Origin of the sequence: Photobacterium sp. Alg240-V54 (assembly GCF_900537155.1) — a bacterium.
In the GTDB taxonomy this organism is placed as follows: domain Bacteria; phylum Pseudomonadota; class Gammaproteobacteria; order Enterobacterales; family Vibrionaceae; genus Photobacterium.
This window is the reverse complement of record NZ_UNRL01000002.1, coordinates 747,698-763,289: the sequence shown is the minus strand read 5'-3', so window position 1 is coordinate 763,289 and position 15,592 is coordinate 747,698. Positions and strand designations below refer to the sequence as shown.

Here is a 15,592-nt window from a genome sequence, read left to right as displayed (position 1 = left end):
TGGACAGCCAAGGGTTTTATTATTAAATCAAATCTCTAAAAAATAAACTAATCAGCCAGAAATAGACCCTATTACTGTAAAAACAACCTCTACTTTTTATATTTTTAGTAAAATAACCGCTATTACTATATTTAACGATCACCAAAACCCACAATCCTGATGGCTATTGCGGTATATTCATTTAGTTATAAAAACAGTCTCTAGTTAGGATGCAACTGGTGACTTGCCGACTTTCCTTTACACCAATGTCCACCAGCATGTTGCTTGAAGGCACACATTCGCGACCATTTACCGCTCACATTGGCATAACGTTCCATAAATTGTTCGCTATGCTCTAGCCATGCGTCTGCTGTGATTCCTAATTGTTGTAAAATCTTTGGTTGGCTAGATGCAATAAAACCTTTTTTATCGTTCCGAATACAGCGCCCAGTCCAATCAATCAGTTCAAGATAATCGGTAAAGGCAAAGTTTATTCCTGCTGTTTTAGCTTGATGTTCTGCGCCAACAAAGGGTAATAGTTGGAAGTGCGATTTATGTGGCGGTGGCTGTTTAACTGAGGTTTTCGTTTGCTTATATTCACGAATACGCTGCTGAATCGAGGTAAAATCTGACTGCTGTAGTGACGGTGTAACGCCTGCCCTTATCGGGTTTAAATCAACATACATCATGCACGATAGTAATGCTTTTTCATCCAACAATGCTTGAGACTTAAACCTCCCTTCCCAAAACGCGCCTTTACATTGGTCTTCTTTATTAGCTTTACGGGCTATTTCCTCATTAAGACAGCGCATAAACCAGCTAATACTACCTAATCGTTGCTGCCATTCAGTCACTAAATTTGATAATGCCTGCTGTTTTTCTGTCCCTATTTGGCCTTCTTTTAAAAAATCGACCGCAATAGGATGACCATTAAACAACTGCAACCAACGTGATATTACTGCTTCTGGAGTCAACTTTTTCTGTTGTTCAGTATCTATTTTTAGCACCAAATGATAGTGGTTACTCATCACAGCATAAGCGCAAACATCGATGCAAAACACAGCAGCTAATTGTTTGATTTTATTTACTATCCAACCTCGACGATGATGATAGTTTTTACCGTTATATGGATCATCACCACATAAATATGCCCGCCGTACGCAACGATTAATAACATGATAAAAAGGCGTGATATGAGGCTCGATCAATTTGCGTCTTGAGATTGTCATTGGTTTCACCATAAGCAACTGTAAGCTTAAGTGTAGTCGCTCATGGTTGATGTGCAATGTTATGGCTGTCCTCTGTTTTTGCTGTTTTTGTTTTGTTTTACTGCTCACTTTTTGAACAATGATATATGAAATGCCAATCCTCTTATTTTCATCCTCAATAATTCCAAACGTTATTTATTCAATGTAATCAACCTGCTGCCAACAACACACAATCAAAACAGTAAAAAATTATTGTTTATCGATAATTTTTTGTTTATTTAGTTTATTTTTTTATCTATATTAGCAACCGAACTACCCCATCACTCATATAATTATTAGAGGTTTATTATGAAAAAAGTATTACTGTTACTGGCCCTTGGTTCTGTTTCTGTTTTCGCACAGGCAGCACCAGCTAAACATGCTGAGCAAATGCTGGCACAGGTTGATAGCATTACTGTTTATTCTGGTAACAATGTCGATACTCAAAAACAAGCATTCAAAACGATTAACAAATCACTGGTCCCTAACTTTGAAAAATGTGCAGTTTATCTACCTAAAGGGGCTTCAAAAGCGAGTACCACGATCACTTTATCTCGCAGCAATGATGGCAAACTATCGCTAGATTGCGTAGGTCAATAAAGCCGATACAAATAAAAATACCGACCTGATATAGGTCGGTATTTTTTAGTAGATTCAATTGTTTAATGTATTTTAGGCGCTATCACATCTTAAAATACTTTGAAGGTTCTGGTAAAACGGGTGGTGTGCTATCCATATAGGTTAAAAAGTGCATCCACACATCATGGGTTCTTTCTTTGGTAAGTTGCGTTTTACAGTCTAAGGCCATCACATTACGGATAGTCCCCTCACGCCATTGAGTATAAACCGCATTACACTGCGCTTTCATATACACTTGCCAATCTTTTTGTGCTTGCTCTATCGCTTTCACCAACGCTGGATCATCTTTATTATGTTCAACGCTGGCAGTCAGATATTTGGATAACTCTTCTTGTGCAGAGGTTAATGTCAATGCTGCACAATCATTAATGTCCAGTGTATTACGCGGATTATCACAATCTAATGCTTTCTTTGCTGCAAGTGCTGGCAATGACAAACAAACGAATATAATTAGCAGGTACTTTTTCATTGATAGACCTCATTTAAATATAAGCGACATGTAGTAACAAAGCGATTAGAACTATTATAGCTTTGCATACTCACTCCATCCAAAAGCACAACTAACAACCTTCATCTTTTGGCACAATTATCGATTAACAAATAAAACCGGAATCAGCACCAAACTGATTTGATATATGCTCAAAAACAGTAGAAACATCGCTTATTTTCACTTTTTAACTATATCAATTACAGTTTTCTGCCCAAACGTTTTTCGACTTGCTTTTTTTCCCACTCTGGACCGAAAATATTGACTATTTCAAACGCACTAAATGCATGGCTTACAATACCAATTCCCCAGCCTAATGCAGGCCATACCGCCCACCAATAGTCAGGGCTAGTAAAATAATTAATTATAAATAAAGCGCTAATAACTAATACGTATGTGGTTAGATTAGAATAAAAACTTTTAATGCCTTTAACATAGTTAAGCGCACGTTTCTCTTCTTCTGTTATAGTGATTTCTTTGTTCATTGGCGGCTCCATTTGAAGGTCTGATACTTGGATTTCAAATACCGCAGCTAAAGATTTGAGTGACTCCAGCCCTGCTTTTTGTCCTTGCTCAATACGTTGAATAGTACGAATACTTAATCCACTCAATTGAGAAAGTTGCTCCTGAGACCAACCACGCTGTAGTCGTAATTTTCGAATAATCATTACAAATCCTTGTTGCTACTTTCCGCCAAAGTCTATCAATATCTCATCAAAAGTATCACGTCATCAGTCTGACAAAAACATGACACTCATCATTTCACCTTATAAACAACCACTTATAATCATGCTATTTTTCTTTCATGAGATTGCTTGCATTAATAATAGTAGTGAGAAGAAATTAATAACAAGATTTAATGAACTGTTTTAGTATCCTTTATTTACATAATTCACAATAGATAACGACAGTTATGGCTGTCCTATTTACTTTCCCTAGCACCAAGCCTTAACCATACCACCGTAAACACGAAACCCAACGGTGGTATGAAAAATGCCAAGCATTGGGGATCACTCTTAAACAATGTGTTGAACGAAGCCGCTACACGGCAGAATAAAGCAGACAGCGATTAAGTTACTTTTAATAGAGTATTTATGATGAATAACATGTTACCCACCTAACTTTACAAGGTAAACGTCCAGCCACGATTGATGGTTATAGTCGTGCATTTGGACGCATTGCTCACCATTGAATAAATCGTAATGATTTGTAAAAGTTATGGCTGTCCTATGTCTTTTCTTATGTTTTTTCTTTTAGCGCATTACGCCAATAGTCGACCGTTTTATCTGAAACCATATCAGTTTCTTTGGCTGCGGAAATTAGAAACTCGCACAAGTTAGCTGCTACCTGTTCATTACCAAGTAAATACAAACTACGAATTGCTCGCGTTAGGCGAAGTTGGTTATGATCATGACTTTTAAGCCATACATGGGTAGCTGGACTCGGTGGCAACATTGAGAATATTTCGTACCCATCACGCTGTAAACCCCAAAACTCAAGTAAAAGATCCAGTGCTTTTAAGTGAGCAACACGCAGGTCTTTCGAGTTAGCAAAAGCATCTCGGTCAGCTTGAGTTACCAAAGGCGCATGTTGATTGAACTTAGTCCCCTCATCTATTGGAAAAAGAACTTGAATGTACTTATGATCATGCTCTAGCCAAAAGTGATTGTAAGCTAATAACTGCTCAATATTACGACCAAATTTATCTGGGGCTTTGCCAGATATGAAGCGAGCAATTTCAGTCATTTTAAATCCTGCTAATTATAATGTTGGCGTACTAACGCCTGCATAATACCTTTACTACTATGCAATATACTTAAAATTAGTGTCTTAAAACGAGAAACACTTGGCAAAGTGGCAACGCCGAATGAAGTATTGAATAAATCGCCGGATATGTTAACCACTGATGATCTCAAATGATACTTAACTCAACAGACTAAAACCATTTACAGAGGTCTGTCAGAATTGATCGTAGTGGTTTGCGAAAGTTATGGGTGTCCTATGTTTCTTTTATCTTACTACCTAAAGCGTGAACCTAACTTCTTATAAACAACATCTTTGTCCCTTTTACCAATAGCTAATACATAAACAACAATTTCATCGTCGATGACTTCATAAGCTAAACGATAGCCTGCTGTACGCAATTTAATTTTATAAACAGAATCATAACCACGTAATTTTGATGCAGGAACATGAGGATTTTCAAGACGCTCAATTAGCTTCTTTTTAAACTGAGTTTTAATTGGTGGAGCTAACTTGCCCCACTCTTTTTGTGTCGCAGGTAAAAATTTTAATTTATAAGTCATCAATATTAACTTCTACAGCGTCTGATAAATCAAGTCTGCGGCTTTCAACAAGCTTAGAAAGCTCGTAATCATCTAACATATCCATTAAAAATTCATAAGTCTCAGCAGGTACTAGGTAAGCCGCTGGTTTATTGTGATTTAAGATGGCTATAGCAGCGCCATCAGCTTCGTTCAAAAGAGCCGTAGGATTCTTTTTTAATTCTGAAATACTTGCTGAACAATCAGCTAAAACTTGTCTCATGATTCCACCCCAAAAAAAGCATTAAATTAAGTGCTAATTTTAGAGCTTTTTTTAGTTGGCTGCTACTCTTATTTATTACATATAACGCCAATTACGTTACAGACCAACTTAAAATAACGCACCAATTTCACTTTTTTGCTCAACAGATTAAAACCTATTCATGGAGCACCGTCAGAATTGATCGTAATGGATTACGAAAGTTATGGCTGTCCTATGTTTTTCTATATTTTCGATACTTAACCAATGACGGACTTTCACAATCGATTGTTTCTATGTAGATATTACGTTCCATCCACATGACTTCAATATCATAAAGGCAAAACGAATATTTAGTTGGATCTACAACCCAAACCCCATTAACTTGAACTGATACTGACGTAAATAATTCATTATCATTACCCCACCAAGCTAAAACCAAATACTTACAACTTGCACCATTATGAAAAATAACGAATGCAGCAGTTTGATCCCATTCGAGAGTTATTTCAGATTTAACCTCTGTTAGTCGTTGATGAAAAGCGACCATATTGATTGGTTCTTCATTTGCTGAAATGGTATAAATCTTAATTCCATCCGCATCTAGCCAATCTTGCTCACCTTCCAGTTTTCGTAATTTATACATTGCACCTCCTTGTACGATTAACGCCGCGTTAAGTAGTGAGCAACGCCACCACGAAACTTAGCCATACCGCCGTAAACACGGAACCCAAAAATAGAATGCAAAATGCCAAGCGTTGCGAATCACTCTTTAGCAGTTTGTTGAATGAAGCCGCTGCGCGGTAGAGTAAAGCAGACAGCGATTAAGCTACCTTTAATGGAGTATTTATGATGAGTAATAACGTTCAGATTATCTTTATGAACAAAACCTTACCCACCTAACTTACAAGGTAAACGTCCAGCTAGTATTGATGATTATAGTCGTGCACTTGGACGCATTACTCACCATTGAATAAATCGTAATAGTTTACGAAAGTTATGGGTGTCCTATATTCCTCCTATTTAACAGTGGCTGTTAAATAGTGGTAATCAGGTATCCTTATTTGTTATATTTTCAATTTCATCTTGGGTTAAATGATCACCACAAGTTCTTTTGGGAAGTAAAGAAATAATAGTATCTTGATAATCAATGCCAATAGTTTGATAGATATAATTTTGTGCTTTTACATACTCGAATGAGTTATCTATTGTATCCAAATACTCAGCTTTAATAGAGGGCTCACTCACCAGCTTCGATTGTAAACGCCTTAAACACATTTCTATACTGACTAACTCAACCATAAAATTACGAGCATCAAGTTCGCTTATTTGATTATTTTTATCCCCGTAAATACTTAACAGTTCATCCCAGATAATTTCGGCTTCGAAAGCAACTTTTTTAAGAGATGGATTTGTCACATTATGATGTACATAATTCTGAAATTCATCATTTTTTTCGTCTGTAGCGCGGACTCCAAAACAGACAACAATCAAAAGCCAACTATATATCCTTATATTCATAATATCCCTTTAAAATCACCCGAAAATATAACGCCTGCATAACACGTTTGCTACTATGCAGACCTAGCTGAATTTTGATGCCTTAATCACTGAAACTAAAGGCAAACTGACAACGCCTAGTGTAGCAAATCGTGTTGATGCATTTGTTGAACGAAGCCGCTGCGCGGCAGAGTAAAGCAGACAGCGATTAAGCTACCTTTAATACTCCTTTTAATGGAGTATTTATGATGAATAACGAACAACAACAACGTTCAGATTATCTTTATGAACAACACCTTACCCACCTAACTTTACAAGGTAAGCGTCCAGTTACTATTGATGGTTATAGTCGTGCACTTGGACGCATTACTCACCATTGAATAAATTGTAATGGTTTGCGAAAGTTATGGGCATCCTAAGTTTTAGGATGCTAATTTAGTAGTGGTAACGACAAGAAATTATCGTTAACGCTTGATCATCGACCACATAAACTAGCCTATTAGTATCATCAATGCGACGAGACCAAAAACCAGATAAGTTTTCTTTTAACGGCTCTGGTTTACCGATGCCCTCAAAAGGAGAGCGCTTAACATCATTAATGAGTTTATTGATGCGCTTGAGTGTTTTCTTATCTTGTGTTTGCCAATACAGGTAGTCATCCCAAGCATCATCAGTCCACGACAGTAAACGTTGACTACTACTCATCAATTAACTCTCGTGCTGTTATTTTACCGGCACGATATTGTGCAATCGAGCGGTTTAAGTGTTCAGCATTTTGAGGAGAGCGTAGTAAATGAACTGTTTCCATAAGGCTATTGTAGTAGTCTAAAGACATAACCACAGCATCTTCAGAATCACGGCGTGTAATAACGGTTGTATCTGCGTCATTGACTACACCGTCTAAAACAGCTTTAAGACTATTTCTAGCTTCAGTAAAAGATACGATTCTCATAAGAACCTCTACATGTACGTTAAATAGAACAAGTATAGTCTTCACCAATATACTTGTACAGTAAATTGAACATGTAATACTGGACTCAATAGATAAAAAATATTAGTGGGATAGCGTTAGAATTGATCGTAATAGATTACGAAAGTTATGGCTGTCCTATGTTTCCATGTTGGTCATGGCAAACCCGCTTTATTGTATTTATCAACGTATCTTTATCGTGGGATCATCGCAGATAAAGACATTCTTTCTCTCGATAATCATCAGGTGACATTTCGATATAAAGATAACCAAACAAAGACAATGAAAACACGCACTTTGCCTGTGTTACAGTTTCTATGGCTGATATTACAACATGTATTACCGAAAGGATTAAGGCGAGTTCGTGATTATGGTTTATTACGAGGACATGAGAAGAAACAACTTCAACTGATTCAATATGACTTTATGTTAGCAGGGCAACTGACGTTGCCCCCACAACAAAAAGTTGTCCGTTTAACGGCACAACCCTTTTGTCCATGCTGTCAGCATGTCATGCAATTAGCGGGGATTTTTCGACCCAGATAAAAACGTAAAATAATAAGGATAATGGCATTAACGCGTAATAATTAAAGAGGATTTTATTATAAATCAAAGTATTAAAATTATTGGTTCACGCCAAGGATAACGCTCGACTTCTTTTCAGTATCACCTTTCATGACATTCCCAATATTTACTTATATAAAGCCGCTCGGGCTTGTCCAACACTTCGGATAGGTGTCGGCTGCGCGACACATATCCTTATTTGTTATGAGTATTACTTAAATGGACTAAGATCTATACCCTCTAACTCGCAAACAGCCATGATTGTTGGATGTGATGATAAACGATTTAGATAAGCTGACAAATGTTCAAAACTTAATGGCGATTGCTTAATTGGTAAACACCACTCAGAAAGCATAAATAAGAAGAAATCACAGGCTGATATTTTATCGCCTAAAAGGTATTTCTTACCCTCAAGTTGATCATTAATTACGGATAGTGATTCAGCAATTCGATCATCTTGCGCGGCAACCACATTTGGAATAGTGGTTTCATCATTTGTATGTCGATGTGGATAATATCGAACCATTAACTCAGCTTGAAGTGTATTATTCAAGTACGCTAACCATTGGAAAAACTGAGGTCTACTTTTGCTCCCCAACCGAGGGATTAAACCATGCTTAGGATTTTGCTCACAAAGATGAATACAAATAGCAGAGCTTTCAAAGATTGCCATTCCATCGTCAATTAATGTAGGAATTCTACCTGCTGGATTTAATTTTAAATATTCAGCTGATTTGTGGAAGCTTGATTTCCTATCAACCAACAATAAATCATACTCTAACCCCATGAAATGTAATAAGAAGTGTGGAGCTAAACTCGCGTTGTTTGGGTAATAATATAGCTGATACAAAATGACTTCCTTTTCTTAATCCACAAATACTCATAACGCCGCATTAAGGTGTGAGCGACGCTTGGCTATACTTGAGCGAAGCGAAACTGCCAAGCGTTGCGAATCACTCTTTAGCAGTTTGTTGAATGAAGCCGCTGCGCGGTAGAGTAAAGCAGACAGCGATTAAGCTACCTTTAATACTCCTTTTAATGGAGTATTTATGATGAATAACGAACAACAACAACGTTCAGATTATCTTTATGAACAACATGTTACCCACCTAACCTTGCAAGGTAAACGTCCAGCCACGATTGATGGTTATAGTCGTGCACTTCGTCGCATTACTCACCATTTAGATAAATCGCCTGATACGTTAACCACTAATGATCTCAAGCGATACTTTGCTCAACTGATTAAAACCCATTCATGGAGCACCGTCAGAATTGATCGTAATGGATTACGAAAGTTATGGGTGTCCTATGTTTTTTTTATTTGTTAGGCATAGCTCTCACTGAAATCCCTAGAACTCATACTCAGACCGCGTCGATCCCACTAGGGTGCCATTTAACGAAATGTACTCTTCCTCACCATTTTCGTTTAGCCCCTTAAAAACAAGCTCTATATATGCAGGTCTGTCAGTCAAATTTAACGTCAAATTGACGCTTCTTCCCCTAGCAAGGGTTGGCACTGATAATATAACTTTATTTAGAAAAACAACTTTAAGGCTGAAGAAATTTCCGCCCATATTAGTCGCTTGAAAAGTGTAACTTGTCTTATGAGGATAACCGCCATTACTAAAACCAATCTGCCGAATATTTATCGATGGCTTTGCTAGTGCATCAGGTACTTTTTTGGTCATCTGATTTATATTGTTATTGACACCACCATTAATAGTTAAATTCGCTCCTTCCTTAGTTACAATTTGAGTGCCTTCGTGATTGATAATACTCTCCTCGGTAGGCTTATCGGTTTTACTTCTGCGTCTAAGCTTCTTTATTATAAAAACTACACTCGTCCCGACTGCTCCAGCTATTGTTGCTATCGCTTAAACTCAACTCAATCATCAAAATGTTCCTATACTCATGATGCCTAACGCCTGCATAACACGTTTGCTACGATACAGACTTAACTGAATTTTAACGCCTTAATCACTAAAACTAAAGGTAAACCTACAATGCCGAATGTAGCAAATCGTGTTTATGCATTTGTTAGAACAAAATCTACCTTTATTCTTTGAATTTATTTTGCATGTAATTAATTAGTTTAGTTTCGTATTTTTGCTTAGCATTAAAATACTTCTTATAAGCTAACTTATCACCTTTATGCCTTCTCTCTCTAGCATCATTTAACGTTGGTGCAGGATTTTTAATTTTATACTCGTTCTTAGCACTCTCAACATCAAGAAGCGCATCTTCGAACCATGATGCATTCAATTTATGTTGTTTATAAGCTGGTTTTAAAAGAGCTATAGCCGCCCAAAAGAAAGGTATTAAAAAACTAGAAGACCTATTCCTGCCGCCCACTGAGGTATTGACTGATTCGGGTAAAATGATGAATAAATCAAAGAGCCAAAACTAAGCACAAAAAACACCCAACACATTGATTTAAATTTTGCATAATTTTTATTCAGCAGACGTGAATTATGAGTGTTCCATTCTTTAGCTTCAAACTCTTCGTATATGTCATTAATTAAAGGACTATATTTACGATTTATTTTCAATCGATACCGAAAAGTATCTCGAAATTTATTTTGATAGTAAGAGCCTATTTTTTCGAGGCTCACCCATTCAGCAACTAGGTATATCGCCGTTAACAGCTGAAATAGACTTTGATAGTCACTTATATTTTGTTTCATGATAGTTTCCATTTTGTTCTAACAACTTATTATATTAACAACTTGCCCGAATTTGTTCTTTAAACCTGCGCCCGTATTTCATTCGTCATTATACAAAAAACATTATAAATCAAAAACATTATTACATTCTTTGCCCGATAGAAATCACAAAATCGGGCATCTGCCTTTTAGTTGCTACTTTTTTTACTAATACTAATTGCTGTATGTATTAACAGTATAAAAGGTGCAATATGGCTTCTCTTTCTCTTATTTAAATAAAGAAACACATCTAGCAAAAATAACAACACTACAACGCGCTGTAATTAGATTCCCTATCGCGTTCGTAACCTCACTGTAGGGAATGACGGGGTGGGTTTTATATTTATTTTTGGAATTTTCAGTGAGCGCTTAAAAATATCAAAAAATAATAACACTACAACACGCTATAAATAGATTCCCTATCGCGTTCGTAACCTCACTGTAGGGAATGACGGGGTGGGTTTTATATTTATTCTTGGAATTTTCAGTGAGCGCTTAAAAATATCAAATAATAATAACATTACAACACGCTGTAAATAGATTCCCTATCGCGTTCGTAACCTCACTGTAGGGAATGACGGGTTTTATATTTATTCTTGGAATTTTCAGTGAACGTTTAAAAATACCAAAATATAATAACACTACAACACGCTATAAATAGATCCCCTATCACGTTCGTAACCTCACTGTAGGGAATGACGGGTTGTTGTGTTGTGGCTTTAATGTAACAACATCCGCTGTTCCTAAACCCTCGCCCCTAATAACCTATTTCCTATAACCTTTCTTCCATAAAAAAGCCGACAATGAAGTCGGCTTTAAATAAATAATCTATTCGCTATTAATTACGCGTTGGCTTGTGCCGTTTGAGCCGCAACTGAGCCTTCTTCTGGGCGCTTTAAGAATGCGTACATTACACCTGTTACTACCGTACCCGCAGCAATGGCGACTAAGTAAAGTAACGCTGGTGAAATTGCGTTTGGAATCAGCAGAACAAACAAACCGCCGTGGGGAGCCATTAGTTTAGCGCCAAACAACATTGATAATGCACCTGTTAATGCGCCACCAGCCATACAGCTTGGAATAACACGCATTGGATCGCGCGCGGCAAATGGGATCGCACCTTCAGAGATAAAGCACATACCTAGTACAAACGAGGCTTTACCTGCTTCATTTTCACTGGCTGAGAACTTACGTTTGGCAAGGAATGTCGCTAACCCCATACCCATTGCTGGCACCATACCCGCAGCCATTACTGCTGCCATTGGGGCGTAGGTTTGTGAAGCCAGTAAGCCAACACCAAAGGTATAAGCGGCTTTGTTTACAGGGCCACCGAGGTCGAAACACATCATACAACCAAGGATAATACCGAGTAATACTGCGTTAGCTGAACCCATATTGTTAAGGAAAGTGGTTAGGCCAGCCATTGCCGCTGATACTGGACCACCAACAACGTAAATCATTACCAAGCCAGTAATTAAGCTGGCTAATAATGGCACAATCAAAATCGGCTTTAACGCTTCCATAGATTGTGGCAGTTTGATTTTTTCTACCAACAATTTAGCACTGTAACCTGCAAGGAAACCGGCAACGATACCACCTAAGAAACCTGCGCCTGTGGTGCTTGCTAACATACCGCCAATTAAACCGGGTGCTAAACCTGGGCGATCGGCAATTGAGAATGCGATGAAACCTGCCAATACTGGCACCATTAACGCAAATGCTGAACCACCACCGATGGTCATTAATGCTGCGGCTAACGTGCCTTGTTGTTTAAAGGCTTCGATACCAAACACAAACGACAAGGCAATGGATAAACCACCAGCGACCACTAATGGCAGCATGTAAGATACACCTGTCATAAGATGCTTATACGGCCCTGCTTTTTCAGCTTTGGTGTCAGCCGCTTGCGCATTGATATTGCCAGCGTGTTGATATACTGTCGCGGTTGCAAAGGCTTTTTCTAGCTCTGGTTTCGTTTTCTTAAGTGCTAAACCTGTGCTGGTTTTATACAGCTTTTTGCCATCAAATCGGGCTAAGTCTACTTCAATGTCAGCGGCGATGATCACTAAATCTGCGGCTGCAATCTCTGTATCTGTCAGTTGGTTTTTAGCGCCAACTGAGCCACGAGTTTCAACTTTAATCTCATAACCCTGCCGTTGACCTTCTTCTGTCAACGCCTCTGCTGCCATAAAGGTGTGTGCAACGCCTGTTGGACAAGCTGTAATAGCGACAATTTTCTTAACCGCACTATCAGATGCATTAGTAACAGTTTGAGTGTCAGATGCTGTTAATCGTTGTGCTTGCTCAACAGCCTCGGTTAGCCATGCTTTAGGATCTTCAAAACAGGCTGTGATGTCGGCTTGATAAACGTTTTTACCCACAAAACGGGAGTTATCAATCGCTTTACCTGTTGCGATAATGATCACTTCAGCATCATCAATTTGCTGTTGGGTCAACGTTTTGGTGGTATTAAGTGTAGTCTGGCACTCTACATTGGCTTGCCATTGTAATTCTGCAGCGGCTTTTTCTAATAAACCCGCAGCAATGATGGTGGTTGCAATGCCGCTAGGACAAGCTGTTACTAATGCTATTTTCATATTTACACCTTGATCAATGTTGCTTAGCGTTATTGTTATTATGTCGATAAGCTAATATGCGATTATGTTATTGCGTTAAAATAACGTGCTGGGCGATGGTATTTACATGCTCAATATCATCAACACCTACCCCAACTTGAGTCACAGCGACGGCTGATAATGCAGTGGCAAATTGCAGCGATTTAGTTTTTGACCATTGATTGATCTCTCCCCAACACAAGCCAGCAACAAGGGTATCGCCAGCACCAACAGTACTTACCACGTCCATTTTTGGTGGTTGAGCATGTAACCAGCCTTGATCGTTAAACCACATCACTCCTTTAGCACCCAATGACACCACCACATTAGTAATACCTTTGGCGGCGATGGTTTCTGCAACCGCCATACATTGTTGCGGAGTTTCTAATGCTTGGCCTGCCCATTCAGCAAGTTCTTCATCATTGGGTTTAACTAACCACGGATGGGCATCTAAACCAGTAGCCAAGGCTGATTTACTGCTATCAAACAATACTTTCTTGCCTAATTGATGCAGTTTTTCCAACCAATTCGCGCACATATCAGCACTGATACCCTGCGGTAGGCTACCAGCTATCACAAACACATCATGGGTTGTTGCTAGTTCAAACAGTGTTTTTTCAAACGCTAAAATATTGGCGGCGGTAACAGCAACACCGGGAAAGTTAATGTCACTGACTTGGCCATTTTTCTCGACTAATTTAACGTTAATCCGGTTTGCGCCAGCTACGCGAACAAATTTGTCTGTTGCACCCATTGCTTTAAATAACTGGCAAAAAGATTCTTGGTTATCCGCACCTAATAATCCGGTAACAGTAACATCAGCCCCTAACTCAGCCAGCACTTTCGCCACGTTAACCCCTTTACCAGCTGGATGAAGACTACCTTGTTCGACAACGCTAACACTGCCTAATGTTAGTGATTGCAAACTGCCAGTAAGATCGAGTGCTGGGTTTAAAGTTACGGTGACGACTTTCGGTTTTACATTTTGTTGCATAGTAGTTGCCTCTAAATCTATGGTTGAAATTGTCATGCTGGCAGTATTTATAATTTTTCGCCTAAGCCGTCGGCAATCGCTTGACCAATTGCCGTTAACGACGCTTCAGCATCACTTCCCTGTGCGGTAAATTGCAGTTCATTACCGCACTTCACACCCAAACCAATCACTTTCATTAAACTTTTTGCATTAACAGGTTTACTGCTACTCGTTAGGTTAACCACTTGAATATCAGCATCGAATTTTTTAGTGGTATTAACTAACATTGCGCCTGGACGAGCGTGCAAACCATGCGGGTTACGGATAGTAAATGTGGCTTGATTGCCCTCTAACGTCACTTGAGTTAATGCCGTTACCATCTCTGGTGCTGATGATGCTAACCATTGGCTAATTTTGCCTTGATAGATCATATTAGTAAGGTGTTCGAGATTAGCTTTATGGGCATTATTATTCGCCGCAATCATGATCATCCCCGCCACTGGATGACCAAGCTCTTCAAAAGGTGTTTGTGGCGTAACCACTGAAATTGCAGTTCGCTTAACCTGTTTATTGCTTTTCACTAACCACAAGCCTTGGCCTAAATAGCTCGCACCTTGATCAATTGCATCAGTCACCGTGGCTGTTTCTGCAAAGCCTTGGTATTTAATTAACCCAGCCGCTACCGCTGTCAGTTGTAATAAATCCTGCGCCGGAAATTGTTTTAAAATAAGTTCAGGAGTGCATTCTGCTTCTTGCTGCTCATCACCATGTAGTAAGGCAATAATTGCTTGCTCTGATTCACAATGACGAAGCTTATCTTCAATATCATCAGCAGATAATACTTTGGTTAATTGCTTTAAAATGCCCAAATGCTCGTCTGATTTAGCCGCAATACCAATCGCGATATAGGCCGTTTGGTCATTCCCCCACGGCACACCTTGCGGAAAGTGATGAATTTTAACACCAGTATGATTAACTAAATCACGGGTTTCTGTTGTGCCATGAGGAATGGCGATACCATTGCCAAGGTACGTTGAATTTTGCTGTTCACGAGCAAGCATACCGTTGACATACCCTGTCTGAACTAACCCTGTCGCTTCAAGATCAGCTGCCAACGCTTTGATTGCATCTTGTTTGGTGGATGCAATTTGCTGCATCGTAATATCATTTTTAGACAGTGATAACATTTAACTCTCCGCTTTAATGCTCTGTGAAATCATCGTTATTGATTAACGTTAGCGATTAACCCTATCAACGTATTACTAATGTTTTATGGTCTATATTAGTAATAAGCTGAATCGTTTCAGCAAAGTGAGAAATAAAAATGCCATGCGTTGCACAACATTTCTAGTCACTCGATAAATAACCATTTAAGTTATAGCTGAAACCTTTC

The 15,592-nt window shown here is 38.6% G+C and carries 19 protein-coding genes and 1 pseudogene; 4 read left to right on the top strand and 16 right to left on the bottom strand.

Going from position 1 to position 15,592, the window contains the following annotated elements; translation table 11 throughout:
• Window positions 1-200 precede the first annotated feature (200 nt).
• Window positions 201-1,208 (bottom strand): transposase, encoded by a 1,008-nt coding sequence (locus G6R09_RS08970; protein WP_163921791.1) that lies wholly within the window; start codon window positions 1,206-1,208, stop codon window positions 201-203.
• A 327-nt stretch (window positions 1,209-1,535) separates the two neighbouring features.
• Between G6R09_RS08970 and G6R09_RS08965 the strand changes: the two genes are divergently transcribed.
• Entirely contained in the window at window positions 1,536-1,826 is a 291-nt protein-coding gene (locus G6R09_RS08965; RefSeq protein WP_065166073.1) for a hypothetical protein, read from the top strand.
• 82 nt (window positions 1,827-1,908) lie between these two features.
• On the opposite strand, the gene G6R09_RS08960 is transcribed toward G6R09_RS08965, so the two are convergent.
• From G6R09_RS08960 to G6R09_RS08930, 7 genes are all read right to left on the bottom strand, one after another.
• The gene (locus tag G6R09_RS08960) at window positions 1,909-2,334 is read right to left on the bottom strand and encodes a lysozyme inhibitor LprI family protein (protein ID WP_065166074.1); all 426 of its coding nucleotides are present in this window, start codon (window positions 2,332-2,334) and stop codon (window positions 1,909-1,911) included.
• Window positions 2,335-2,552: 218 nt separating this feature from the next.
• Window positions 2,553-3,020 carry a 2TM domain-containing protein gene (locus tag G6R09_RS08955; protein ID WP_087843702.1) on the bottom strand — a complete coding sequence of 156 codons (468 nt, stop codon included), beginning with the start codon at window positions 3,018-3,020 and terminating at the stop codon, window positions 2,553-2,555.
• 571 nt (window positions 3,021-3,591) lie between these two features.
• Window positions 3,592-4,098, bottom strand: a complete 507-nt coding sequence (locus G6R09_RS08950) for an opioid growth factor receptor-related protein (protein WP_163921789.1) — start codon at window positions 4,096-4,098, stop codon at window positions 3,592-3,594.
• Between the two features lie 272 nt (window positions 4,099-4,370).
• Entirely contained in the window at window positions 4,371-4,658 is a 288-nt protein-coding gene (locus G6R09_RS08945; protein WP_163921788.1) for a type II toxin-antitoxin system RelE/ParE family toxin, read from the bottom strand.
• Entirely contained in the window at window positions 4,648-4,899 is a 252-nt protein-coding gene (locus G6R09_RS08940; RefSeq protein ID WP_107190698.1) for a type II toxin-antitoxin system Phd/YefM family antitoxin, read from the bottom strand. Before G6R09_RS08940 ends, G6R09_RS08945 begins: the two co-directional genes overlap by 11 nt.
• 211 nt (window positions 4,900-5,110) lie before the next feature.
• Complete coding sequence (locus G6R09_RS08935) at window positions 5,111-5,521, bottom strand: hypothetical protein (protein WP_163921787.1); 411 nt, start codon at window positions 5,519-5,521, stop codon at window positions 5,111-5,113.
• 404 nt (window positions 5,522-5,925) lie between these two features.
• Window positions 5,926-6,396 (bottom strand): hypothetical protein, encoded by a 471-nt coding sequence (locus G6R09_RS08930; protein WP_163921785.1) that lies wholly within the window; start codon window positions 6,394-6,396, stop codon window positions 5,926-5,928.
• 224 nt (window positions 6,397-6,620) lie between these two features.
• Between G6R09_RS08930 and G6R09_RS19975 the strand changes: the two genes are divergently transcribed.
• Entirely contained in the window at window positions 6,621-6,755 is a 135-nt protein-coding gene (locus tag G6R09_RS19975) for a hypothetical protein (protein WP_255454560.1), read from the top strand.
• 55 nt (window positions 6,756-6,810) lie between these two features.
• On the opposite strand, the gene G6R09_RS08925 is transcribed toward G6R09_RS19975, so the two are convergent.
• Window positions 6,811-7,080, bottom strand: a complete 270-nt coding sequence (locus tag G6R09_RS08925; protein ID WP_163921782.1) for a Txe/YoeB family addiction module toxin — start codon at window positions 7,078-7,080, stop codon at window positions 6,811-6,813.
• Window positions 7,073-7,327, bottom strand: a complete 255-nt coding sequence (locus G6R09_RS08920; protein WP_060996402.1) for a type II toxin-antitoxin system Phd/YefM family antitoxin — start codon at window positions 7,325-7,327, stop codon at window positions 7,073-7,075. The genes G6R09_RS08925 and G6R09_RS08920 overlap by 8 nt, the downstream gene beginning before the upstream one ends.
• A 147-nt stretch (window positions 7,328-7,474) precedes the next feature.
• Between G6R09_RS08920 and G6R09_RS08915 the strand changes: the two genes are divergently transcribed.
• A complete protein-coding gene (locus G6R09_RS08915; protein ID WP_240345718.1) occupies window positions 7,475-7,891 on the top strand; it encodes a transposase in 417 nt (138 codons plus the stop codon).
• A gap of 229 nt (window positions 7,892-8,120) precedes the next feature.
• On the opposite strand, the gene G6R09_RS08910 is transcribed toward G6R09_RS08915, so the two are convergent.
• Complete coding sequence (locus G6R09_RS08910) at window positions 8,121-8,759, bottom strand: glutathione S-transferase family protein (RefSeq protein WP_163921779.1); 639 nt, start codon at window positions 8,757-8,759, stop codon at window positions 8,121-8,123.
• 202 nt (window positions 8,760-8,961) lie between these two features.
• Between G6R09_RS08910 and G6R09_RS08905 the strand changes: the two are divergent.
• Window positions 8,962-9,201, top strand: a pseudogene (locus G6R09_RS08905) (phage integrase N-terminal SAM-like domain-containing protein); the annotation flags it as partial.
• A 763-nt stretch (window positions 9,202-9,964) separates the two neighbouring features.
• Here the strand turns inward: G6R09_RS08905 and G6R09_RS08900 are convergent.
• From G6R09_RS08900 to fruB, 5 genes are all read right to left on the bottom strand, one after another.
• Complete coding sequence (locus G6R09_RS08900) at window positions 9,965-10,171, bottom strand: hypothetical protein (protein ID WP_163921776.1); 207 nt, start codon at window positions 10,169-10,171, stop codon at window positions 9,965-9,967.
• A gap of 56 nt (window positions 10,172-10,227) precedes the next feature.
• Window positions 10,228-10,593, bottom strand: a complete 366-nt coding sequence (locus G6R09_RS08895; RefSeq protein ID WP_163921773.1) for a hypothetical protein — start codon at window positions 10,591-10,593, stop codon at window positions 10,228-10,230.
• Window positions 10,594-11,453: 860 nt separating this feature from the next.
• Window positions 11,454-13,208 carry a PTS fructose transporter subunit IIBC gene (fruA, locus tag G6R09_RS08890; protein ID WP_163921771.1) on the bottom strand — a complete coding sequence of 585 codons (1,755 nt, stop codon included), beginning with the start codon at window positions 13,206-13,208 and terminating at the stop codon, window positions 11,454-11,456.
• Window positions 13,209-13,275: 67 nt separating this feature from the next.
• Entirely contained in the window at window positions 13,276-14,220 is a 945-nt protein-coding gene (gene pfkB, locus G6R09_RS08885) for a 1-phosphofructokinase (protein WP_163921769.1), read from the bottom strand.
• A gap of 47 nt (window positions 14,221-14,267) precedes the next feature.
• Window positions 14,268-15,386, bottom strand: a complete 1,119-nt coding sequence (gene fruB / locus G6R09_RS08880; protein ID WP_163921767.1) for a fused PTS fructose transporter subunit IIA/HPr protein — start codon at window positions 15,384-15,386, stop codon at window positions 14,268-14,270.
• Between the last annotated feature and the right edge of the window lie 206 nt (window positions 15,387-15,592).

Bases quoted from the DNA above. Each gene is read 5' to 3' on its own strand.
- G6R09_RS08970 (WP_163921791.1), bottom strand. From the start codon at position 1,208: ATGACAATCTCAAGACGCAAATTGATCGAGCCTCATATCACGCCTTTT.
- G6R09_RS08965 (WP_065166073.1), top strand. From the start codon at position 1,536: ATGAAAAAAGTATTACTGTTACTGGCCCTTGGTTCTGTTTCTGTTTTC.
- G6R09_RS08960 (WP_065166074.1), bottom strand. From the start codon at position 2,334: ATGAAAAAGTACCTGCTAATTATATTCGTTTGTTTGTCATTGCCAGCA.
- G6R09_RS08955 (WP_087843702.1), bottom strand. From the start codon at position 3,020: ATGATTATTCGAAAATTACGACTACAGCGTGGTTGGTCTCAGGAGCAA.
- G6R09_RS08950 (WP_163921789.1), bottom strand. From the start codon at position 4,098: ATGACTGAAATTGCTCGCTTCATATCTGGCAAAGCCCCAGATAAATTT.
- G6R09_RS08945 (WP_163921788.1), bottom strand. From the start codon at position 4,658: ATGACTTATAAATTAAAATTTTTACCTGCGACACAAAAAGAGTGGGGC.
- G6R09_RS08940 (WP_107190698.1), bottom strand. From the start codon at position 4,899: ATGAGACAAGTTTTAGCTGATTGTTCAGCAAGTATTTCAGAATTAAAA.
- G6R09_RS08935 (WP_163921787.1), bottom strand. From the start codon at position 5,521: ATGTATAAATTACGAAAACTGGAAGGTGAGCAAGATTGGCTAGATGCG.
- G6R09_RS08930 (WP_163921785.1), bottom strand. From the start codon at position 6,396: ATGAATATAAGGATATATAGTTGGCTTTTGATTGTTGTCTGTTTTGGA.
- G6R09_RS19975 (WP_255454560.1), top strand. From the start codon at position 6,621: ATGATGAATAACGAACAACAACAACGTTCAGATTATCTTTATGAACAA.
- G6R09_RS08925 (WP_163921782.1), bottom strand. From the start codon at position 7,080: ATGAGTAGTAGTCAACGTTTACTGTCGTGGACTGATGATGCTTGGGAT.
- G6R09_RS08920 (WP_060996402.1), bottom strand. From the start codon at position 7,327: ATGAGAATCGTATCTTTTACTGAAGCTAGAAATAGTCTTAAAGCTGTT.
- G6R09_RS08915 (WP_240345718.1), top strand. From the start codon at position 7,475: ATGGCTGTCCTATGTTTCCATGTTGGTCATGGCAAACCCGCTTTATTG.
- G6R09_RS08895 (WP_163921773.1), bottom strand. From the start codon at position 10,593: ATGAAACAAAATATAAGTGACTATCAAAGTCTATTTCAGCTGTTAACG.
- fruA (WP_163921771.1), bottom strand. From the start codon at position 13,208: ATGAAAATAGCATTAGTAACAGCTTGTCCTAGCGGCATTGCAACCACC.
- pfkB (WP_163921769.1), bottom strand. From the start codon at position 14,220: ATGCAACAAAATGTAAAACCGAAAGTCGTCACCGTAACTTTAAACCCA.
- fruB (WP_163921767.1), bottom strand. From the start codon at position 15,386: ATGTTATCACTGTCTAAAAATGATATTACGATGCAGCAAATTGCATCC.